Genomic DNA, 21297 nt, shown 5'->3' with positions numbered 1-21297 from the left:
GATTGACCGACGCCTTGTGCCGGATCGCAGCGAGCTTGGAAAGCGTGCATGAAAAGGGGCGACCCCTTGCGGCGCCGCCCCTTTTCCAGCCCGTTCCGGGGCAACCTTATTCGGCGGCTTCCGCGGCGGCGGCGCGCGGCCTGCGTGTGCGCTTGCGCGGCGCATCCTCCGCGCCATCGCCGTCATTGTCGCTACGCGCGATCGAGGGTGGAAGCAGGGCAGCGTCGAAGCCTTCCGCGGCATCGGCCTTGTCAGCCTTGTCGACCTTGTCGGCTTTGCGCGGGCGGCCGCGGCGCGGCTTGGGCGGCGTCGTTTCGTCAACCGGAGCCGCTTGCGCGGAAGCGGTGGCCGGCGACGGCCGTGCGGACTGATCGTCCGCGGGGTTCCCGACAGGACCTTCCGCACCCATGGTCTGTTGCGGGGCGACGTCCTCTTCGTTCGAGAAACGGTCGCGGCGGTTACGGTCGCGGCGCGGACCGCGCGAATCCCGTTGATCGTCCGGGCGCCGGTCCTGATTGTCACGCGCCTGATATTCGCGGCCGCTGCGTTCGGGCTGCGTCGATTCGGCGCGCATGTCCTCGCCATTTTCCTCGGACGAATCGAAATCTTCGCCGTCCTCGTCAAAATTGTCGTCGCGCGGACGGAAGCGCTGCTGCTGCTCTTCCTGTCGGGCCCGGTTGTCGGCCAGCACGCGGAAATAATGATCGGCGAACTGCAGATAATATTCCGCGTTCACCCGATCGCCCGCCATCTGGGCGTCGCGTGCCATATTCTTGTATTTTTCGAGCAACTGGGTCGCATTGCCACGCGCGCGGTTGTCGATGCGGTTGCCATTGTCACCGCCGCCCCGGTTGTTGCCGTTGGGACGACCATTATTATTCCGGCCCCGATTGCGGCGGCCGGCCTGCCTGTTGTTGATCAAGACGTGATCCTTGCGTTCGCTGTCATCATCCTGGCTGAAAGTCTGTATTTCATCGCCATCCCAAAAGCCCGGTCATCGCATCGTCCGGGTAAAGCCCTGCCGGACAGGAGCCACAGCATGGCTCTTGCCCTTCCGGCCAGAGGCGCTGCGCAGGAGCGCCGTCATGACTTGCAGGAGCGAAAACGGCCTTTTCCATCAACGGCCTTACGGGCCATGTCGCGAGAGAGTGCCGTCTCCTAGGGCCCGATGTAGTGACTTTCGCGGCATAAACCAAGCGAATTTCACGCATCCTGCCGCAATTTTCATTCAGTCCCTTGTCGCGGCAAGGCAACGATCCTTTCCTGCAAGATCAGGCAAGGCAGAGACGGCCAGCCCCTGCGCTTCGAAGAGCGCGCTTACCGATGCACGCTGGCCATGGCCGATCTCGATGGCGGCCAGGCCGTTCGGGGCGATCAGGCGCGGCAGGTCCGGTGCGATCCTGCGATAATCATCAAGCCCGTCGATGCCGGCGAACAAGGCGCAGCCAGGTTCGTGCAGCACATCCCCTGACAGCGCAGCGTCCCGCGCGATATAGGGCGGATTTATCAGCAACAGGTCGAACGCCCCGCCGATCCCGGCCCCCCAGTCCCCCAAGGCGAATTCGGCGCGATCGGCGAAGCCCAGCCGTCGCGCATTGTCCTGCGCCACCGCCAGCGCGGCAGGCGAGGCATCGACACCCACGCCACGCGCGCCGGGCCACTGGTCCAGCGCGGCAAGCAGCAATGCGCCCGACCCGGTGCCAAGGTCCAATATGGTGGCCGGGCCGCGGCCACCGAAATGCGCGACCGCCGCCTCGATCAGGGTTTCGCTGTCCGGCCTGGGGATCAACACATCGGGCGTGACCCGCAGGGTGATGGTCCAGAAGTCGCGGATACCGGTAATGTGCGCGATCGGCGCACCGGCCATGCGCCGGGCCAGCAGATCGGCAAAACCGGGCGGCACCATAAGGTCGCGCTGCCGCAGCAGCATGTCGGTGCGTGCGAGCCCCAGCGCGTGGGCCATCAGCAATTCCGCGTCCAGCCGCGGCGTGTCGCTGGTCGGCGCCAGGCCGGCTGTCGCCGTCCGCAGCGCGTCCGCGATGCTCACCCGACGCCGTCCAGTTGGGCCAGCCGCGCCGCTTCATCCTCTGCGATCAGCGCATCGATGACTTCCGACAGCCCGGGGCCTTCCAATATTTCAGGCAGGCGGTGCAGCGTCAGGTTGATGCGATGATCGGTGACGCGCCCCTGCGGGAAATTATAGGTGCGGATGCGCTCCGACCTGTCGCCCGATCCCACCATCGCCTTGCGCGCGCCAGCCTGCTCGCTCTGGCTGCGTTCGCGCTCCGCCTCGTACAGCCGGGCGCGCAGCACCTGCATCGCCTTGGCCTTATTCTTGTGCTGCGACCGCTCGTCCTGCTGCGTCACCACGATGCCGCTCGGCAGATGGGTGATGCGCACGGCACTGTCGGTCGTGTTCACATGCTGCCCGCCCGCGCCGCTGGCGCGATAAATGTCGATCTTGAGGTCGGCGTCCGCGATCTGGACATCGACTTCCTCCGGCTCGGGCAGTACCGCCACGGTCGCCGCGCTGGTATGGATGCGTCCCCCGCTTTCCGTCGCGGGCACGCGCTGCACGCGATGGACGCCGCTTTCGAACTTCAGCTTGGCGAAGACCCCCGCGCCGTTCACGCTGGCCACCACTTCCTTGAAGCCGCCCTGCTCGGACGCGTTGGCGGACATCATCTCCATCTTCCAACCCTGCGTATCGGCATAACGCTGGTACATGCGGAACAGATCGCCGGCGAACAGGGCGGCTTCGTCCCCGCCCGTGCCGGCGCGGATTTCCAGCATGGCCGGGCGCGCGTCGGCCGCATCGCGGGGCAGAAGCTGAATCGCCAGCGCGCGTTCCGCCTCGGGCAGCTGACCGCGCAGGATCTGCATCTCCTCCTGCGCCATCTCGCGCATGGCGGGGTCCGCTTCCTCGCCGCTGGTCATCGTTTCCAGGGCGGACAATTCCTGCCGCAACCGACGCAACTCGGCCGCCGCCCGCGCGACCGGCTCGATCTCCGCATACTCCTTCGACAGCCGCACGAATGTTTCAGGCGCAAGGTCGCTCCGCGTCATCGACGCCTGCACCTCGTCCTTGCGCGCCTCGATCTGCGCGATGCGTTCTGCGGAAATGTGCATCAGAGCGCGGTCACCGTCGCGATCAGGGCATCCAGCGCCACAGCATGCTGCTCGCCGGTACCCAGGTTGCGTACGGACGCTTCGCCACGCGCCAGTTCGTCCTCACCCAATATGATCGCCCACCGCGCGCCCGATGCATTGGCCCGCTGCATGCGTTTCTTCATGTTGCCGCGATAGCCCATGTCAGTGGCAACGCCCGCCCGCCGCAGATTCGCGACGATGCCTGTTGCCGCCACTTCGGCCGCTTCGCCCATCGGAATAACCGCTACATCGATCTTCTGGATTTCCGGCGCATCGACCAGCATGGCCAGCCGTTCGATCCCCGCCGCCCAACCGACCGCCGGGGTCGAGGGACCGCCCAGATTTTCGATCAGGCCGTCATAGCGGCCACCGCCCAGCACGGTTCCCTGTGCGCCCAGCCGGTCGGTGACGAACTCGAAGGCGGTGTGGCGATAATAATCCAGGCCGCGCACCAGCCGGGCATTGCGTTCCCATGCCACGCCCGCGGCATCGAGGCCGCTCGTCACCTTTTCGAAGAAGCCGCGCGCCTCGTCGGTCAGACAGGCGTCGATGTCCGGCGCGCTGTCGGCGATCGGGCGATCACGCGGGTCCTTGCTGTCGAGGATGCGGAGCGGGTTCTTCGCCAGCCGTTCGACGCTGTCTTCCGACAGTTCGCCCCGATGCGCCTCGAAATGGGCGATCAGCGCCGTGCGCCACGCCTCCCGGCTCGGCGCGTCGCCAAGCGTGTTGAGCGTCAGCGTCACCCCGTCCGATACGCCCAGTTCCCGCAGCAACTGGTCGGCCAGCACCAGCAATTCCACGTCGGCGCCCGGTTCGCCCGCGCCGATGATTTCGGCGTCCAGCTGGTGAAACTGGCGGAAACGGCCCTTTTGCGGGCGTTCGTAGCGGAACAGCGGGCCGTGGGTGGCGATCTTCAGCGGGGCATATTGCTGCCACCCTTCGGTGATGTAGGCGCGCGAAATGCCCGCAGTGAATTCCGGGCGCAAAGTAACGGAATCGCCGCCGCGATCCTCGAACGTGTACATTTCCTTGGACACGACGTCGGTGCTTTCGCCCAGCGACCGGGCGAAGACGGCGGTCGCTTCGAAAACGGGCACCTCGACCCGCTGGAATCCGTAGAGGCGGCGCACGCGGTCGAAGGTCGCGACCACATGCGCGAACCTCTCCTGAAAAGCCTCGGGCGTGCCGCCCAGCATGTCCTGCGTGCCGCGTATCGGGCGCGGCGTTTCTATTCTGGCCATGGGGCAGCGCCTTTAGCGGTAATTCAACCCCAAGGAAACGCGGTTTTTACACCCGTCCATCAAGGGGTGGACGCGGCCTGTTCCTGCCGCCATGCTGTATGCCATCCGGGCCGGCCGGCCCGCCCAATTTTCTGGAGACATCCATGATCCGCAGCCTTGCTGCCGCACTCTTCCTTTCCACGGCCATCGCAGGCCCGCTGTCCGCGCAGGACGCGATCCGGTCGAAACCGACCGCCCTGCCCGTCGACGACGCCACGCCCGCGCCGAAGGATACGCCCTATCCCGGCACCATCCGGCTGGAAGTCGACGCCAGCGACATAACCCAGCGCATCTATCGCGTGAAGGAGACCATCCCGGTCGCGGGCGCCGGACCGATGACCTTGCTGATGCCTGAATGGCTGCCCGGCAACCACGCGCCGCGCGGCCAGATCGAAAAGCTGACCGATCTGGTCATCACCGCCAACGGGCAGCCGGTCCAGTGGGTGCGCGATCCGCTGGACGTCTATGCTTTCAAGGTGGACGTGCCGCAGGACGCGACCGAAATCGTCGCATCCTTCCAGTTCCTGTCCGCGACCCAGCCCAACCAGGGTCGCGTGGTCATCACGCCCAAGATGATGAACATCCAGTGGGAGCAGGTGTCGCTATACCCGGCGGGCTATTATACACGCCAGATTCCGATACGGGCCAGCGTCATTTATCCCGCCGGCTGGCAGGCGGCGACGGCGCTGCGCGGCACGAAGGCGGGCGATACCGTCACCTACGACACCATCGATTATGAAGCGTTGCAGGATTCCCCGGTCTTTGCCGGGCGCTATTTCAAGGCGGTGGACCTGGGCAGCAACGTCACGCTGAACATGGTCGCCGACGATGCCGACGAACTGGCCTACAAGCCCGAACAGATGGCGAAACACCGCAAGCTGGTGGCCGAGGCGGGCAAGCTGTTCGGCGCCTATCATTTCGATCATTATGACTTCCTGCTCGCCATCACCGACGAAATGGGCGGGATCGGGCTCGAACATCATCGCAGCTCCGAAAACCAGGTCGAACCGGGCTATTTCAAGGACTGGGATGCCGGAAAGGCGCTGCTGGACCGCAACCTGCTTCCGCACGAATTCACCCATAGCTGGGATGGCAAGTTCCGCCGGCCCGACCTGCTGTGGACGCCCGATTTCCGCACGCCGATGCAGGACAATCTGCTGTGGGTCTATGAAGGGCAGACCCAGTTCTGGGGCTATGTGCTGGGCGCGCGGTCGGGGCTGTTCACCAAGCAGGAGACGCTGGACGCCTATGCCAGCATTGCCGCGCGGCTCGACACGGCGGTTGGCCGCCGCTGGCGCCCGCTGGAGGATACCACGCTAGATCCCGTCATCTCCGCCCGCCGGCCCAAAGGCTGGACCAGCTGGCAGCGCTCGGAGGATTATTATAATGAAGGGCTGATGATGTGGCTGGAGGCCGATGCAATCATCAGCAAGGCGACGCGCGGCCGCAAGGGCCTCGACGATTTCGCCAAGGCCTTTTTCGGGATCAATCCCGGCGACTGGGGCGAAGTTGTCTACAACCGCGACGACCTCATCCGGACGTTGAACGGCATCGCGCCATATGACTGGGCCGGCTTCTTCCATAAATATGTGGACAGCACGACCGGGGAGACGCCGAAGGGCGGTTTCTTCATGGGCGGCTACAAGCTGGTCTATGCCGATGAACCCAACAGCTACACCAAGGCCGCGGAAGGATCGGGCAAATATGTCGACCAGGCCTATGGCATCGGCCTGAACGTCAAGAATGACGGCGACATTTCCGCCGTCATCTGGGACAGCGCGGCGTTCAAGGCGGGACTTACGGTCGGCGCGAAGATCATCGCGGTCAATGGCGACGAATTTTCACCGGACGTCTGGAAAGCCGCGATCAGGGCCAAGACGCCGATCCAGATCATCCTGAAGCAGGACAAATATTACCGCACTTTGTCACTCGATTATTCGGGCGGCCTGCGCTATCCGCGCCTCGAAAAGACAGGAGAGGGTGAAGGCAGCCTCGACAGGCTCCTTAAACCGAGAACATGACTCACCCGCAAACCAACGCGTAACAAAAAGGCGTTTTCATGAATATCGAACTGATCCCGGTCGGCAACGATCCGCCCAACAGCCTGAACGTCATCATCGAGGTGCCGACCGGCGGCGAGCCTGTGAAATATGAGTTCGACAAGGCGTCGGGCGCCCTGTTCGTGGACCGCATCCTGCACACGCCGATGCGCTATCCGGCCAATTACGGCTTCGTGCCGCATACGCTGTCGCCCGATGGGGATCCGCTCGACGCGCTGGTGATCGCACGGTCGCCCTTCATCCCCGGATCGGTGATCGCCGCGCGGCCGATCGCGGTGCTGAACCTGGAAGATGAAGCGGGCGGCGACGAAAAGCTGGTCTGCGTACCGGCCGATTCCGTCTTCCCTTATTATTCCAATGTGAGCGAGAAGGACGACCTGCCCGGCATCGTCATGGAGCAGATCGAACATTTCTTCACCCACTACAAAGATCTGGAAAAGAAGAAGTGGGTGCGGGTCGGTACATGGGGCGGCGCGGAAGATGCCAAGCGCATCACGATCGAGGCGATCGAGCGCTATCATGCTGGCAAGAAGGCCGCTTGACCGGGCAAAACATGTAACGAAAAAGGCCGCGTGGACCGTTCCGCGCGGCCTTTTTCCTCAGCTGTTTCCGGTCAGATCAATCGGTCGGCCTCCAGTGCGAGCGCCAGCGGGTCTCGGCCGCGCGGCTGGCGCGCATGGAGACGGGCATCGGCTTCCACCAGCCGCTCCACCCCGGTTTCCAGTTGCGCCTCGTTCAGCGTGAAAGGCAGGCGCAGGAAACGTTCGAATGCGCCGCTGACACCGAAGCGCGGTCCGGCCGCTACCCGCACGCCCAGGCTTTCGGCCAGCGCCGCGAGCGCGCTCGCCTCCGCACGGGGGAGTTCGGCCCAGAGCGACAGTCCACCAGCCGGCGCCTCGACCCTCCAATGCGGCAGGCGCGCCTCGATCAACCCCATCAGATGGTCGCGCCGCTGGCGCAGAATGCCGGCGCGTGGCCCCAGGCCCGCATCCCCCTCCACCAGATGCGCGACCGCGAGCTGGTCCAGCACCGGGCTGGCCATGTCCATGGTCGTGCGCAGCCGGCCCAGGGCGGCGATGGTCTGCGCGTCCGCGCGTATCCAGCCGGTGCGCAACCCGCCCCAGTAGATCTTGCTCGCCGAACCCATGGTGAAGACGTGACGGCCCGACGGGTCGTGACAGGCGACCGGAGGCGGCGGCGCGAAATCCAGCCCGGTTGCGACCATCGTTTCGTCGATGACCAGCGGCGTGTGGCTGCGTGTGGCCGCCGCCACCAGTGCGCGGCGGGTTGCCGGGTCCATGCTGCGCCCGGTGGGATTGTGGAAATCGGCGATGACATAGGCGAAGCGCGGACTGGTCTGGCGAAAGGCAGCATCCATCGCGTCGATGTCCCAACCCTGCGCGGGCAGGCCGACCGGGACCGGCACGACATGCGCGCGCTGCAACGCCTGGATTGCATTATGATAGGTGGGATGGTCGATCACCACCCGGTCGCCAGGCCCCGCCAGCCATTTTAGCAGCAGCGAAAAGCCCTGCTGTGCGCCATTGGTCACCATGATCTGGTCCGGCGTGGTGGGACACCCCCGCCGCTCATATTGCGCCGCGATCGCCCGCCGCAGCACCGGCAGACCCAGTGCATCATAGCCCAGATCGTCCAGATAGGCGGGCAGCGCCTCGATCGCCGCCTGGCATGCCGCCGCGACCCCGGGCGCGGCGGGCAGCGCCGCATGGGTCCAGTTGAGCAGGTTGCCGCCGCTGGTCGCGTCGATATCGGGTCCCGGCGGCTGCACCCGGCCGGGCGGCAGGCGCGTGACGCTGCCCGACCCTTGCCGGCTTTCAAGATAGCCCTCGTCGCGCAGCCGGTCGAACGCCGCCGCGATGGTCGTACGCGACAGGCCGAGCGCCGCCGCCAGTTCCCGCTCGCCCGGCAGGCGCACGTCGAGCCCCAGCCGCCCGTCAAGGATCAGCATGCGCAGCGCCTGCGCGAGCTGACGATAGGCCGGTTCCGCGCTGTCGCGCGCGCGCCAGGCGCCCAGGAGGCGCAACAGGGAGGGCGGACGAAGATGAGAAGTGGACATGGCAATCAATATCCCGGTGGCAGGTGAGATGCCATTTATTGCCTATTGGTTCTTTTGGAAAAGGCCAATTGTGGAAGATATGCCCTTGCCGCGCCCTGGCTTCGACGGCGACCGGCCGATGCCCCCATCGACCTGTCGCGCGGCTCCTTAGCTCCTGGCCGGCCGGTCGAAAGCCGGTCGGCCCTTTCTCGCATTCGAACGTGAAGGCGCGCCCGTCGCCCGAACGTCAGCCCGCGATCAGGCGGATATAGACGCTCGACACCCATCCGCTGGCACAAGGTCCGCCATAGGGTTGCTTCCGGTCGACCGGCGACGATACGCCGCAATCGACCGGTGGCTGCGCGTCGCCGTCCGGTGCCGGCGCGGGACGAACGACGACGCCCAGCCATTTCTGGTCGAGGCTGCGGGTACAGACATAGGCGCGGTCACCCTCGGCCAGCCGCGCCATGACCTCGGCGTCGGCGAACGGCGCCGCCCGCAGGGCCAATCCGTCGGCACCCGGCCGCGTCACCTGGCCCATTGCGCCGCAGGCATCCAGTCGCGGTCCGTCCTCGCCGATCGTGACCGGGCGCGCGACCGGCGCATCCATGCGACTTTCGGGCACCTCCTCGCGCGGGGCGCCCGCCAGCGAGCTGTTGGGCAATTCGTCGGGCACCTCGCGCGTATCGGAACAGGCGCCAAGCAGGATGAGGAGAATGAGGATGCGATACATGGCAGCAGAGATAAACCGCGCCGTCCGCGCGGGGAAGCGGCATGTTTCGCTTTAGTTTCGTGCGGGCTTTTCCTATAGGCTTTTCATGAACGACGAACCGCAAAATTCCCCCAATAGCAATGAATATGGCGCCGACAGCATCAAGGTGCTCAAGGGCCTGGACGCCGTGCGCAAGCGGCCCGGCATGTATATCGGCGATACCGACGACGGCAGCGGCCTGCACCATATGGTGTTCGAGGTCAGCGACAATGCGATCGACGAAGCGCTTGCCGGTCATTGCGACCGGATCGTCATCACGCTGAACCCCGACGGGTCGGTCAGCGTGGAAGATAATGGCCGCGGCATCCCGACCGGCATCCACAAGGAAGAAGGCGTTTCGGCGGCCGAAGTCATCATGACCCAGCTGCACGCGGGCGGGAAGTTCGAGAACACCAGCGACGACAATGCATACAAGGTGTCTGGCGGCCTGCACGGCGTGGGCGTCTCGGTCGTCAATGCCCTCAGCGAATGGCTGGACCTCAACATCTGGCGCGACGGCGAGGAGCATTATATGCGCTTCGCCTATGGCGACGCCACCGCGCCCCTGAAGGTTCTCGGCCCGGCTCCGGAAGGAAAGAAAGGGACGCGCGTCACCTTCCTCGCCTCGACCGAGAAGGTACCCGGCGACGGCGGCACCTTCAAGAACCAGACCGACTATGATTTCGACAAGCTGGAACATCGCTATCGCGAGCTGGCTTTCCTCAACAGCGGCGTGCGCCTGTTCCTGGTCGACGCGCGACATGAGGAGAAGAAGGAAGTCGAGCTATTCTATGAAGGCGGCATCGCGGCCTTCGTCAAATATCTCGACCGCAACAAGAATGCGCTGATGCCCGATCCGATCGCGATCGCCGGCACCCGCGACGACGTGACCATCGACGTCGCGCTGGAATGGAACGACAGCTATTATGAGAATGTGCTGTGTTTCACGAACAACATCCCGCAGCGCGACGGCGGCACGCACCTCGCCGCCTTCCGCGCGGCGCTGACGCGGACGCTCAACAATTATGCCGAGAAGTCCGGGGCGCTCAAGAAGGAGAAGGTCTCTCTGACCGGCGAGGATATGCGCGAAGGGTTGACCGCGATCGTCTCGGTCAAGCTGCCCGATCCCAAATTCTCGTCCCAGACCAAGGACAAGCTGGTCAGTTCCGAAGTGCGCCAGCCCCTGGAAAGCCTGATGGCGGACAAGATGGCGGAATGGCTGGAGGAGAATCCGGCGACCGGCAAGGCGATCATCCAAAAAGTGATCGACGCCGCCGCCGCGCGCGAGGCGGCCAAGAAGGCGCGCGAACTGACCCGGCGCAAGGGCGTGCTGGACATCGCCAGCCTGCCCGGCAAGCTGGCCGACTGCCAGGAGCGCGACCCGGCCAAGTCCGAACTTTTCCTGGTCGAGGGCGATTCGGCGGGCGGTTCGGCCAAACAGGGCCGCAACCGGCATAATCAGGCGATCCTGCCCCTGAAGGGCAAGATCCTGAACGTCGAGCGCGCGCGGTTCGACAAGATGCTGTCGTCCAAGGAAGTCGGCACGCTGATCCAGGCGATGGGCACCGGCATCCGCGACGATTTCAACCTGGAAAAGCTGCGTTACCACAAGATCGTGATCATGACCGACGCCGATGTCGACGGCGCGCACATCCGCACCTTGCTGCTGACCTTCTTCTACCGCCAGATGCCGCAGATCATCGAAGCCGGGCATCTTTTCATCGCCCAGCCGCCGCTCTACAAGGCGAGCCGGGGCCGGTCGGAGGTCTATCTCAAGAACGAAGCCGCGCTGGAACAATATCTGGTCGACAATGGTGTCGATACGATGGTGCTGGAAACGAGCGGCGGCGCGCGCAGCGGCGATGACCTGCGTGCGCTTATCGAGCATGGCCGGCGGATGCGCGCGGTGATGCGCTATGTGCCGCGCCGTTATAATCCGCAGATCATCGAGGCGCTGAGCCTCAACGGTGCGCTGGATCCCGAACTGTCGACGGACGCGCAGGCGCAGCGGCTGGCGGCGACCGTGGCCTGGATGGACGGGCACGACACCGAGGGCCGCTGGTCGGGTCGCGTCGCGGAAGAGGGCGGCTTCCATTTCGAGCGACTGTGGCGCGGCGTCACCGATCATCATGTGATCGAGGGCGGCTTCATCGGATCGGCCGAAGCACGCAAGCTGCACACCATCGCCAGCGAGGAGGCCGGCAGCTATCGCAGCAGCGGCCGGCTCGTCACCGCCAAGGCGGCGCAGGCGGCCGAGGAAGCGGGCGAGGACGATCTGCCAGTCGCCTCCAAGGGCGCGACCGTGACATCGCCCAGCGAATTGTTGGAAGCGATCCTGACGGCCGGACGCAAAGGCCTGTCGATCCAGCGTTACAAGGGCCTTGGCGAAATGAACGCCGAGCAATTGTGGGAAACCACTTTGGATCCTGACAATCGCTCGATGCTGCGGGTAGAGGTCGAGCAGGCCGACATCGCCGACGAGGTCTTTAGCCAGTTGATGGGCGATGTGGTGGAGTCCCGCCGGGAATTCATCCAGGACAATGCTCTGAACGTCGCCAATCTCGACGTCTGATCAGCGTCGTCGAAAAGCCATGGGCAGGGGCGCGCGCTATCGTTTCAAGCAGGCGCCCCGCCCGACGTCGCCCCGGTCGTTGGCGGGCCGATCATCTGCGGCTGGATCGCTTCGATCGCGTTCCGACGATGGAGGTTCCGCCATCACCGCGCGCTTCGTTGCTCTCGCTTCGCTGTTGCTCGCCGCCTGCGGCCAGTCGCCCGTAGCGGACAGAGACACCGCCACCACCGATCGACCGCGCACCGACGTGCAAGCAAGGGAGGCGGCCGGTCCCGCCATGTCGCCCGCCCCTTCCTCCTTGCCGCCACGTCCCGCAATGCCGTCCCCGCCAGTGGACGCGCCGCGATCGCCTGCCCCTGACACCAAAGCGGACTATCGCGCGATCGGAACCGAGCCGTTCTGGGCCGTAACGGTCAGTGGCAACGTCGCGATTCTGGAACGTCCGGAAATATCAGCGCGCCGATTCACCGTTCGGCAGGCGAGTGGGGAGCATGGCCTTCATATATGGGGCGACGGTTTTGCCCTGACCGCAACACCCGGCCCATGCAGCGACGGGATGAGCGATGCCATCTGGTCGGATCGCGTGCAGCTCGCTTTTGGCGAGGGCAGTTGGAAAGGGTGCGGCGGCCTGCGGGACGACCGGCGGGAAAGCGCGCCCTGAGCGTCTTGCAGGAAGAAGGAGACGTGTGATGACCGATCATCCCCATCAGGCTACCCGACGCGACCTGCTGATCGCCGCGACCGCCCTGTCCGCTATCGCACTGCCGGCCCGGGCAGCCACGCAGATGTCCCGCAATCCGCCGACACCCCCGGATGGGCCGAAGAAAATGCTCGGCATGGTGGTCTTTGAGGGGTTCGAACTGCTCGACGTGTTCGGACCACTTGAAATGTTCGGCATGCTGAACGACCGCATCGACACAGTGCTGATCGCCGACAAGGCCGGACCGGTGAAGAGCCGGACCGGACCCGCTACGATCGCCGACGTCAGTTTCGCCGACGCGCCCAAACTGGATATCGTCATGGTCCCGGGCGGGTCGGGTACCCGACGCGAGGTGAACAATCCCGCATTTCTTGCGGCGGTAAAGGCTCTGGCCGATGCGACCCCGCAGGTTGCGAGCGTGTGCACCGGCTCGGGCGTGCTGGCGAAGGCGGGCCTGCTAAACGGCGTGAAGGCGACCAGCAACAAGATGGCATGGGAATGGGCCACGGCGCAGGGCGCGCAAGTATTGTGGGTGCCGCATGCGCGCTGGGTCGAGGACGGCAAATATATCTCCTCTTCGGGCATTTCGGCCGGCACGGACATGGCGCTGGGCCTGATCGCCCGTCTTTACGGCAAGGAAATGGCGACATGGGTGGCGAACCGCGCGGAATATCGCTGGCATGACGATCCGTCCGACGATCCCTTCGCGGCGATGAGCGGCCTGTAGCCATCAGTCCGCGCGCATCGCCTGCGCGACCAGCGCCTCCGCTTCCATCAGCAGCGCGTCCTCCGCATCCCGCTGCGCGACCTGCTCGCGCCCGATCAGGATCAGCACCGGCACCGCCAGCGGACTGACGCGATCCAGCGCGATGTGCAGCATCGTATTGGCGGCGCGGTCGATCAGATCGCCCAGTCGGCCGACATCGGTCATGCGCGCGCGGGCATCGGCCCATGCAGCCTTCAGCAGCAGATGATCGGGCTGGTATTTGCGCAGCACGTCGTAGATGAGATCGGTCGAGAATGTAACCTGCCGCCCGGTCTTGCGCTTGCCCGGATGCTGACGCTCGATCAGGCCGGAGATCACCGCCACGTCGCGAAAGGCGCGTTTCAGCAGGCTCGACTGCTCCACCCAGTCGACAAATTCGTGATCGAGAATATCGGCGGAAAAAAGGCTCTTCGGATCGGTGACGGGTTTCAGTCCATAAACCGCCAGCGCATAGTCGTTCGATACGAACCCCATCGGCATCAGCCCCTGCGCGTCCATCCGCCGGGTCAGCAACATGCCCAGCGACTGATGCGCGTTCCAGCCTTCGAAACTGTAGCAGACGAGGTAATGCCGCCCTTCATGCGGAAATGTCTCGATCAGCAATTGCCCCGGCTGGGGCAGCGCGGACCGCAGTTTCTGCATTTCCAGCCATTCGCGCACATCATCGGGAAAGCGATGCCATTCGCCCGGTTCGGCCAGGAAATGGCGCACCCGATCGGCCAGGCGTGTGGACATGGCCATGCGCGTCCCGCCCCAACTGGGGATGCGCGCCTGTTTCGATGTCGCCCGCACGACCAGATCGCTCGTGTCCATGCGCACCACCTCCAGCGCCATGCCGGAGAAGAAGAAACTGTCGCCCGGTCGCAGCGAAGCGGCGAAGCCCTCTTCCACGGTACCCAGCTTGCGGCCGTTGGCGAAGCGCACCGCGAGCGCGGGCTGGTCCACGATGATGCCGGCATTCATGCGGTGCTGCTGGACGAATCGCGGGTGCGAAACGCGCCACAGGCCGTCGGCATCGCGCGTCAGCCGCTTAAACCTGTCATAGGCGCGCAGTGCATAGCCGCCACCTTCGATGAAGGAGAGGACATTATCGAACGTTTCGGCGCTCAAGGCGCTGTAGGGGGTGGCCGAACGGACCTCCTCCAGCATCTCCGCGGCGCGAAACGGGCCAGCGCAGGCGAGCGCCATGATGTGCTGGGCCAGCACGTCCAGACTGCCTGAGCGGAAGTCGTCGGCATCGCGCTCGCCCGCCTCCACCGCGTCGAGCGCGGCGCGCGCCTCCAGATATTCGAAGCGGTTGCCGGGGATCAGGATCGCCTCCGACGCCATGTCGAGCCGGTGATTGGCCCGGCCTATCCGCTGCAACAGACGAGAACTCCCCTTCGGCGCCCCCATCTGGATCACGCAATCGACATTACCCCAGTCGACGCCCAGGTCGAGCGATGCCGTCGCGACCAGCGCGCGCAGCCTGCCCGCCGCCATCGCACTTTCGACCTTGCGTCGCGCCTCGATCGACAGGCTGCCATGGTGGATCGCGATAGGCAGATTCGCATCGTTGACCGACCAGAGTTCCTGAAAGATCAGTTCGGCCAAGCCGCGCGTATTGCAAAAGACCAAAGTCGTGCGGCGCGATTCTATCTCTGCCATCACCTGTTTTGCGGCATATTTGCCCGAATGGCCGGACCAGGGCACGCGCCCTTCCGGAATCAGGATGGCGACATCGGGGTCGGCCCCCTGCTCGCCCAGGACCGGCGTTACCCGGTCGATATCGCCATCAGGAGCGATCCACGCGCGATAGGCGTCGATGTCGGCGACCGTAGCCGAAAGCGCCACCCTGCGCAGCCGCGGATGGATCGCCTGCAAACGCGCCATCGAGAGATTGAGCAGGTCGCCGCGCTTCTGCGTCGCGAACGCATGGACCTCATCGACGATGATGGTCCTCAGATCCGCGAACATCAGCATCGCGTCCGGATAGCTGAGCAGCAACGAAAGCGATTCGGGCGTGGTCAGCAATATCTGCGGCGGCCGGACCCGCTGGCGCGCCTTTCGGTCTGAAGGCGTGTCCCCGGTACGCGTTTCGACCCTGATCGGCAGCCCCATCTCCTCGATCGGTGCCAGAAGGTTGCGCCGCACGTCCACCGCCAGGGCCTTGAGCGGAGAGACGTAGAGCGTGTGGAGCCCGTCGGTCGGTGCGGCTATCAGGTCGGACAGGGTCGGCAAGAACCCGGCCAGGGTCTTGCCGGCCCCCGTCGCCGCAACCAGCAGAGCATGGTCCCCCCGGTCCGCCGCATCCAGCATCTCCAGCTGGTGCCTTCGCGGCCGCCAGCCTCGCCCGGCGAACCAGTTTTCGATGATCGCTGGCAAGAGGTCGGACATGCACTGGATGTAGGGAACGCTCCGCCCCCTGTCATCAGGCCGACGTTCGTGCAGATGGTGGGCGCGCGTCGCCCATGCTATAGTCGCGCCTGTCCCTTTCGGGACGCCGGGACGCCACGGCACCCGGCGGAACAGGCGGCCCGCCGACCCGTTACCCTTTTTCTCCGGGCTGGCCGGGCCGAATCTTGGAACAGCAATTGCAGCATGGAGGAAGGATCATGGCCGCATCCCCCCGTCATTCAAGCGATCCCGCAGAAACCTACCTGGCGCCGTTTTTCGACATGTGGTTCCAGCCATTCGCCTTCTGGGCCAACTGGTGGAGCTTTTGCGCCCAGTCATTGCATGTCGCGCGAAAGACCCCGCCGCGAACAGGGCCCGAGAATGAGGCGCCGGTCGATGTGGAGGTGGAGGAGGGGCTGGTCGCCTGATCGAACGCGCTGGGAATAATCGAATAAGAAAGAGAAATAATCTTGCTTGCTCCTCTCGCGCGCCCGGCGGTCCCGCGCTAAGTTCCCGGCATGACACCGAGCGGCGCGCCAGACGCCGCCAACCATGCAGGAGATGATGATGACCGGCGAAACCGAAGCCGACCTGACCGGCGCCGAACCGACCCGCAACCGTCGCCGTCCAAAGCCACCGGTGATGGAAATCGACGGAAGGCCCCTTAAGCCCGCCACCTTGATGATGGGGCATGGCTATGATCCCACCCTGTCTGAAGGATCGCTAAAACCCCCCATCTTCCTGACCTCCACTTTCGCCTTCGAAAGCGCGGCGGCGGGCAAGCGCCATTTCGAAGGCGTGACCGGCCTGCGCCCGGGTGGCGCCGAGGGCCTCGTCTATTCCCGCTTCAACGGTCCCAACCAGGAAATCTGCGAGGATCGGCTGTCGGTGTGGGAGGAAGCGGAGGACGCGCTGCTCTTTTCCAGCGGCATGTCGGCGATCGCCACCACCCTGCTGGCGCTGGTGCAGCCGGGCGACGTGATCGTCCATTCGGCCCCGCTCTACGCCGCAACCGAATCGCTCATAGGCCGGATTCTCGGCAAGTTCGGCGTGCGATGGTTGGATTTTCCGGCCGGCGCGACGCCGGAGGAGATAGGCGCGGTGATCGAGAAAGCGCAGGCATTGGGCCGCGTGGCGCTCCTCTACCTCGAAAGTCCCGCCAACCCCACCAACGTGCTGGTCGACCTGGAGGCTGTAGTTGCGCGGCGCGACTCCCTGTTCGCCGGTGCCGAGCATGTACCGCCGATCGCGATCGACAACACTTTTCTCGGCCCGCTCTGGCACAAGCCGCTGGCCCATGGCGCCGACCTCGTCATCTACAGCCTTACCAAATATGCCGGTGGGCACAGCGATCTGGTGGCGGGCGGCGTGCTGGGGTCCGATGCGCTGATCAACCCCATCCGCCTGATGCGCAACACCATCGGCACGATCCTCGATCCGCACAGCGCATGGATGCTGCTGCGCAGCCTGGAGACGCTGGAATTGCGCATGAGCCGCGCGGGGGAAAATGCCGCCAGGGTCTGCGCCTGGCTCCGCGACCAGCCGCAGGTGGACAAGGTCGTCTATCTAGGCTTCCCGGAAACGGAACGACAGGCCGACATCTATCGGCGCCATTGCACCGGGGCGGGATCCACCTTCTCGCTGTACCTGAAAGGCGGCGAGGCCGAAGCCTTCGCCTTTCTCGACGCGCTCAAAATCGCCAAGCTGGCCGTCAGCCTGGGCGGCACCGAGACGCTGGCCAGCCATCCGGCGGCGATGACCCATCTGTCGGTCCCGACTGAGCGCAAGAAGGCGCTGGCCATCGGCGACAATATGGTGCGCATTTCGATCGGATGTGAGGATGCCGATGATCTGATCGCCGATTTCGCCCAGGCGCTGCGGCGGGTCGGCTGATCCATGGCCCGCCCCATGTTGCTGATGGGCCAGCCCTTGCTGGCTCCGCTGCTGCCGCTGCTGCGCGCCGATCATGACGTCATAGCCCTGTGGGAAGCACCGTCAGTCGGGGAACTGATGGCCGTCGACGCGCTGGTCTGGGCTGGCGAATTTCCTCTCGGCCCGGACCTTCTCGACCTTTTGCCGCGACTGTCGCTCATCGCCTGCTTCACCGTCGGCTATGACGGCGTCGACCTGGCGCTGGCGCGGGATCGCGGCATTGCCGTGACCCATGCCGGGAACGCCAATGCGGAAGATGTCGCCGACCACGCCATCGGCCTGATGATCGCCCATCGTCGGGGCATCGTAACCGGGGATCGCGACATCCGGTCGGGCCGATGGACGATCCAGTCGAAGACCCGCACGCGATCCATGGCCGGCGCGCGGCTGGGCATCGTGGGAATGGGCGCGATCGGCCTGGCGGTGGCGGAGCGCGCGCAGGTCATGAAGATGGCCGTCGGCTGGTGGGGACCGCGCGAGAAGCCCGGCCTGCCCTGGCCCCGCACCTGGAGTCTGGAAACGCTGGCGCAGCAGAGCGATATATTACTCGTCGCCTGCCGGGCCGACGACACCAATCGCGGGCTGATCGCCGGTAACGTCATGGATGCGCTGGGGACGGACGGATTGCTGGTCAACGTCGCCCGCGGCCAGTTCGTGAACGAAATCGCCCTGATCGATGCGTTGCGATCCGGACGGCTGGGCGGCGCCGCGCTCGACGTGTTCGACCCCGAACCGGCTGATCCCATGCGTTGGCGCGACGTGCCCAACGTCGTGCTGACACCCCACACGGGCGGGGCCACACATGAAGCGGTCGGCCGGATGGCGCAAATGCTGATGGCCAACCTGTCGGCGCATTTCGCCGGCCGTCCCCTGCCCTGCCCGGTCGCCTGAGGTTCAGTTCCAGTCGACCCGGGTCCATCCCCGCGCCGCCGACAGCAGGGCGAGCCGGCGGGAGGGGTTGGACGCAAAGGCAATGTCGGCATATTCCAGCATGGGCGCGTCGGACACATGGTCCGAATAGGCACGAATATGGGCATGGGCGCGATCGATCGCCTCGGCCGCCATCCATGCCTTGATCATGCGCAACTTGCCCGTGTCGTAGCAATTCTCGCCGGCGATCTTGGCGCGCACATAGCGCAGGTCCTGGCTCAGATGATCGGTAGCGATAACCGCGTCGAATCCCAGCCGCCGCGCAATCGGTTCGACATAAAGGCGGTAGGATGCCGTGGCGAGAATGAGGCGATAGCCGTCCGCACGGTCCTGCGCGATCTGCGCCAGTGCCCCCTGCCGGACATTGGTCGCCACCACCTTGGCGGCGTAGCTTTCGACATGCGGCATCAGCCGAGCCCTCTCCACATTGGGTCCGATCATCAGCGCCTGGTTCAGTTCCTTCAGCCTTTGCCGGCTGATCCATCTGAACATGTAGGCGAGCATGAGCATGAGCACGACCGGCAGGAACAGCAATCGCCAGGGCGCCATGCGTTGCGCCACATGAATCAGGAACCCCGTATAGGTGCCGCTGAACGTCACCGTGCGGTCCATGTCGTAGATCGCCAGCCTGTGAGTCATGCCGTTCTCGAAACTTTTGCCCGCCGCCTTCGTTCTGACTTGCGGATGGGCCGTTTCGGCTTGCCGTGCAACCGATAATGGACCACTAATCCCAACGCATGAACCAAGCCGCTGATCTTGCCGAAGAGATGCGCGACGGCGGCAAGGTGATCCGGCTTTCCGGGTCCCTCTCCGTCGCCTGCCTTCATGACCTGCCCGACCGGCTGGAAACCATCGAAGGGCCCGTTGGCGCCATCGATATTTCCGGCGTCACGCATATCGATACGATCGGTGCCTGGACCGTTCACCGCACAGCGCGTCGGCTGGATTGTGTCGTGGAAGGCGGGGACGAGGATTCCCGGCGCCTGGTCGATATGCTCAGCACGCTGGACGAACCGGTGTCCATACGGCCCGATCATGTCTCCCCGCTCACACGCGTGGTCGGCCAGATCGGCGAAGCGGTGACCACCGCCGGATCGACCCTGCTCGGCCTGCTCGGCTTTTTCGGCGGAACGCTCGTCGCCAGCTGGTCGCTGATTCGCAATCCCCGCCGTTTTCGCATCAATGCCGTGGTGCAGCGGTTCGAAGTGGTGGGCGTATCCGCGCTGGGCATTATCGGCCTGATGAGCTTCCTGATCGGGATCGTGATCGCGCAACAGGGGTCGGTCCAGTTGCGGCAATTCGGCATGGAGATGCTAACGATCAACCTGGTCGGGCGCCTGACCTTCCGCGAACTGGGCGTGCTCATGACCGCCATCATGGTCGCGGGCCGTTCCGGCTCCGCCTTCGCCGCGCAACTCGGCACGATGAAGCTGACGGAGGAAGTCGATGCGATGCGGACCATCGGCGTATCGCCGATGGAAGCGCTTGTGTTGCCCAGGACCATGGCGGTGGTCATCATGATGCCGCTGCTCGGCTTCTATTCGTCCATCGTCGCCGTGATCGGCGGGGGTTTCCTGTGCGCCGTCTCGCTGGACATTCCGCCCATCACCTTCTTCCAGCGCCTGCGCGAAGTGGTGCCCATCACCGACCTTTGGGTGGGTTTGATCAAGGCGCCCGTCTTCGGCGTGATCATCGCGCTGGCCGGCTGCTTCCAGGGCATGCAGGTCGAAGCCAATGCGGAAGAAGTCGGCCTGCGCACCACGGCGGCGGTCGTTCAGGCCATCTTCCTCGTCATCGTGCTCGATGCCTTTTTCGCCGTCTTTTTCACCTGGGTGGGGTGGAACTGATGAGCGACGAAGAAATCCGGGAGGAAGAACGGGTAGACGTGGCGGTCGAAACCAGCGACGTCGCCATCCGGGTGCGCGGCCTGCGCAACAGTTTCGGCAGCCAGACGGTGCACGACGATCTGGATCTGGATGTGCGCAAGGGCGAAATTCTGGGCGTCGTCGGTGGATCGGGCACGGGCAAGTCGGTGCTGATGCGCTCGATCATCGGACTGCAAACGCCCGAACAGGGCGAAATCCATGTGTTCGGCGAGTCCATGATAGGCCGGCTGGATGACGAAGCGCTGGCGGTTCGCAAACGCTGGGGCGTTCTGTTCCAGGGTGGTGCGCTGTTTTCCACGCTGACCGTGGCAGAAAATGTCGAAGTGCCGATCCGCGAATATTATCCGAATATCAACCCCCGGCTGCGGGACGAAATCGCCGCCTACAAGATTCGCATGACCGGTCTGCCGGCCGAGGCGGCCCCCAAATATCCGGCCGAACTGTCGGGGGGGATGAAGAAGCGCGCCGGCCTCGCCCGCGCGCTCGCACTGGACCCGGACCTGCTGTTTCTCGACGAGCCCACAGCGGGCCTCGATCCCATCGGCGCGGCGGCATTCGACGACCAGACGCGCAGCCTGCAACGGACGCTGGGCCTCACCGTCTTTCTCATCACCCATGATCTCGATACGCTTTATTCGATCTGCGACCGGGTGGCGGTGCTGGCGGACAAGCGCGTGATCGCGGTCGGCACGATCGATGAATTGCTGGCCACCGACCATCCCTGGATCCAGGAATATTTCAACGGTCCGCGCGGCCGGGCCGCGACAGCGGCGGTGACGCGCGAAAAGGGCCGGCAACAGCAGGGGGCCCCGCACGCCCCGGATGGAAGGCAATAGGA

17 protein-coding genes are annotated in these 21297 nt (G+C 64.9%); 9 read left to right on the top strand and 8 right to left on the bottom strand.

The annotated features are described in order from the left end of the window. Positions 1 to 106: 106 nt before the first annotated feature. From J3E64_RS09155 to hisS, 4 genes are all read right to left on the bottom strand, one after another. The gene (locus J3E64_RS09155) at positions 107 to 922 is read right to left on the bottom strand and encodes a DUF4167 domain-containing protein (protein ID WP_253342293.1); all 816 of its coding nucleotides are present in this window, start codon (positions 920 to 922) and stop codon (positions 107 to 109) included. 306 nt (positions 923 to 1228) lie between these two features. After that, entirely contained in the window at positions 1229 to 2047 is an 819-nt protein-coding gene (gene prmC / locus J3E64_RS09150; RefSeq protein WP_253342291.1) for a peptide chain release factor N(5)-glutamine methyltransferase, read from the bottom strand. Next, entirely contained in the window at positions 2044 to 3132 is a 1089-nt protein-coding gene (gene prfA, locus J3E64_RS09145; RefSeq protein WP_253342347.1) for a peptide chain release factor 1, read from the bottom strand. Before prfA ends, prmC begins: the two co-directional genes overlap by 4 nt. Further along, the gene (hisS, locus tag J3E64_RS09140; protein ID WP_253342289.1) at positions 3129 to 4391 is read right to left on the bottom strand and encodes a histidine--tRNA ligase; all 1263 of its coding nucleotides are present in this window, start codon (positions 4389 to 4391) and stop codon (positions 3129 to 3131) included. The genes prfA and hisS overlap by 4 nt, the downstream gene beginning before the upstream one ends. 143 nt (positions 4392 to 4534) lie before the next feature. Between hisS and J3E64_RS09135 the strand changes: the two genes are divergently transcribed. Continuing rightward, a complete protein-coding gene (locus J3E64_RS09135; protein ID WP_253342287.1) occupies positions 4535 to 6451 on the top strand; it encodes a M61 family metallopeptidase in 1917 nt (638 codons plus the stop codon). A 38-nt stretch (positions 6452 to 6489) separates the two neighbouring features. Then, positions 6490 to 7032 (top strand): inorganic diphosphatase, encoded by a 543-nt coding sequence (ppa, locus tag J3E64_RS09130; protein WP_253342285.1) that lies wholly within the window; start codon positions 6490 to 6492, stop codon positions 7030 to 7032. 71 nt (positions 7033 to 7103) lie between these two features. Here the strand turns inward: ppa and J3E64_RS09125 are convergent, their stop codons facing one another. Continuing rightward, on the bottom strand, positions 7104 to 8567 hold the full coding sequence (locus J3E64_RS09125) for a PLP-dependent aminotransferase family protein (RefSeq protein WP_253342283.1): 1464 nt from the start codon (positions 8565 to 8567) through the stop codon (positions 7104 to 7106). A gap of 226 nt (positions 8568 to 8793) precedes the next feature. After that, positions 8794 to 9279: a hypothetical protein gene (locus J3E64_RS09120; RefSeq protein ID WP_253342281.1), complete on the bottom strand. Its 486-nt coding sequence runs from the start codon at positions 9277 to 9279 to the stop codon at positions 8794 to 8796. A gap of 85 nt (positions 9280 to 9364) precedes the next feature. Between J3E64_RS09120 and gyrB the strand changes: the two genes are divergently transcribed. Then, complete coding sequence (gene gyrB / locus J3E64_RS09115) at positions 9365 to 11869, top strand: DNA topoisomerase (ATP-hydrolyzing) subunit B (protein ID WP_253342279.1); 2505 nt, start codon at positions 9365 to 9367, stop codon at positions 11867 to 11869. 689 nt (positions 11870 to 12558) lie between these two features. Then, on the top strand, positions 12559 to 13296 hold the full coding sequence (locus J3E64_RS09110; protein ID WP_253342277.1) for a DJ-1/PfpI family protein: 738 nt from the start codon (positions 12559 to 12561) through the stop codon (positions 13294 to 13296). A 3-nt stretch (positions 13297 to 13299) separates the two neighbouring features. Here J3E64_RS09110 and J3E64_RS09105 read toward each other — a convergent pair whose 3' ends face one another. Beyond that, the gene (locus J3E64_RS09105) at positions 13300 to 15711 is read right to left on the bottom strand and encodes a ligase-associated DNA damage response DEXH box helicase (protein ID WP_253342275.1); all 2412 of its coding nucleotides are present in this window, start codon (positions 15709 to 15711) and stop codon (positions 13300 to 13302) included. Between the two features lie 218 nt (positions 15712 to 15929). Between J3E64_RS09105 and J3E64_RS09100 the strand changes: the two genes are divergently transcribed. From J3E64_RS09100 to J3E64_RS09090, 3 genes are all read left to right on the top strand, one after another. Further along, positions 15930 to 16139, top strand: a complete 210-nt coding sequence (locus J3E64_RS09100) for a hypothetical protein (RefSeq protein WP_253342273.1) — start codon at positions 15930 to 15932, stop codon at positions 16137 to 16139. A 139-nt stretch (positions 16140 to 16278) separates the two neighbouring features. After that, positions 16279 to 17604 (top strand): cystathionine gamma-synthase family protein, encoded by a 1326-nt coding sequence (locus tag J3E64_RS09095; RefSeq protein ID WP_253342271.1) that lies wholly within the window; start codon positions 16279 to 16281, stop codon positions 17602 to 17604. Positions 17605 to 17607: 3 nt separating this feature from the next. Continuing rightward, a complete protein-coding gene (locus J3E64_RS09090) occupies positions 17608 to 18534 on the top strand; it encodes an NAD(P)-dependent oxidoreductase (RefSeq protein WP_253342269.1) in 927 nt (308 codons plus the stop codon). 3 nt (positions 18535 to 18537) lie between these two features. Here the strand turns inward: J3E64_RS09090 and J3E64_RS09085 are convergent, their stop codons facing one another. Next, a complete protein-coding gene (locus J3E64_RS09085; protein WP_253342267.1) occupies positions 18538 to 19212 on the bottom strand; it encodes an HAD family phosphatase in 675 nt (224 codons plus the stop codon). 98 nt (positions 19213 to 19310) lie between these two features. Between J3E64_RS09085 and J3E64_RS09080 the strand changes: the two genes are divergently transcribed. Beyond that, entirely contained in the window at positions 19311 to 20420 is a 1110-nt protein-coding gene (locus J3E64_RS09080; RefSeq protein ID WP_253342265.1) for an ABC transporter permease, read from the top strand. Beyond that, entirely contained in the window at positions 20417 to 21295 is an 879-nt protein-coding gene (locus J3E64_RS09075) for an ABC transporter ATP-binding protein (RefSeq protein WP_253342345.1), read from the top strand. The genes J3E64_RS09080 and J3E64_RS09075 overlap by 4 nt, the downstream gene beginning before the upstream one ends. Positions 21296 to 21297 lie beyond the last annotated feature (2 nt).

Origin of the sequence: Sphingobium sp. OAS761, from assembly GCF_024168485.1 — a bacterium.
Lineage (GTDB): Bacteria > Pseudomonadota > Alphaproteobacteria > Sphingomonadales > Sphingomonadaceae > Sphingobium.
This window is presented reverse-complemented; position numbering and strand designations above follow the sequence as displayed.

Coding starts and splice junctions, on each gene's coding strand:
- J3E64_RS09085 (WP_253342267.1), bottom strand. CDS start 19,212: ATGACTCACAGGCTGGCGATCTACGACATGGACCGCACGGTGACGTTC.
- hisS (WP_253342289.1), bottom strand. CDS start 4,391: ATGGCCAGAATAGAAACGCCGCGCCCGATACGCGGCACGCAGGACATG.
- J3E64_RS09135 (WP_253342287.1), top strand. CDS start 4,535: ATGATCCGCAGCCTTGCTGCCGCACTCTTCCTTTCCACGGCCATCGCA.
- J3E64_RS09110 (WP_253342277.1), top strand. CDS start 12,559: ATGACCGATCATCCCCATCAGGCTACCCGACGCGACCTGCTGATCGCC.
- J3E64_RS09095 (WP_253342271.1), top strand. CDS start 16,279: ATGACCGGCGAAACCGAAGCCGACCTGACCGGCGCCGAACCGACCCGC.
- J3E64_RS09120 (WP_253342281.1), bottom strand. CDS start 9,279: ATGTATCGCATCCTCATTCTCCTCATCCTGCTTGGCGCCTGTTCCGAT.
- J3E64_RS09090 (WP_253342269.1), top strand. CDS start 17,608: ATGGCCCGCCCCATGTTGCTGATGGGCCAGCCCTTGCTGGCTCCGCTG.
- gyrB (WP_253342279.1), top strand. CDS start 9,365: ATGAACGACGAACCGCAAAATTCCCCCAATAGCAATGAATATGGCGCC.
- J3E64_RS09100 (WP_253342273.1), top strand. CDS start 15,930: ATGGCCGCATCCCCCCGTCATTCAAGCGATCCCGCAGAAACCTACCTG.
- J3E64_RS09125 (WP_253342283.1), bottom strand. CDS start 8,567: ATGTCCACTTCTCATCTTCGTCCGCCCTCCCTGTTGCGCCTCCTGGGC.
- ppa (WP_253342285.1), top strand. CDS start 6,490: ATGAATATCGAACTGATCCCGGTCGGCAACGATCCGCCCAACAGCCTG.
- J3E64_RS09080 (WP_253342265.1), top strand. CDS start 19,311: ATGAACCAAGCCGCTGATCTTGCCGAAGAGATGCGCGACGGCGGCAAG.
- J3E64_RS09105 (WP_253342275.1), bottom strand. CDS start 15,711: ATGTCCGACCTCTTGCCAGCGATCATCGAAAACTGGTTCGCCGGGCGA.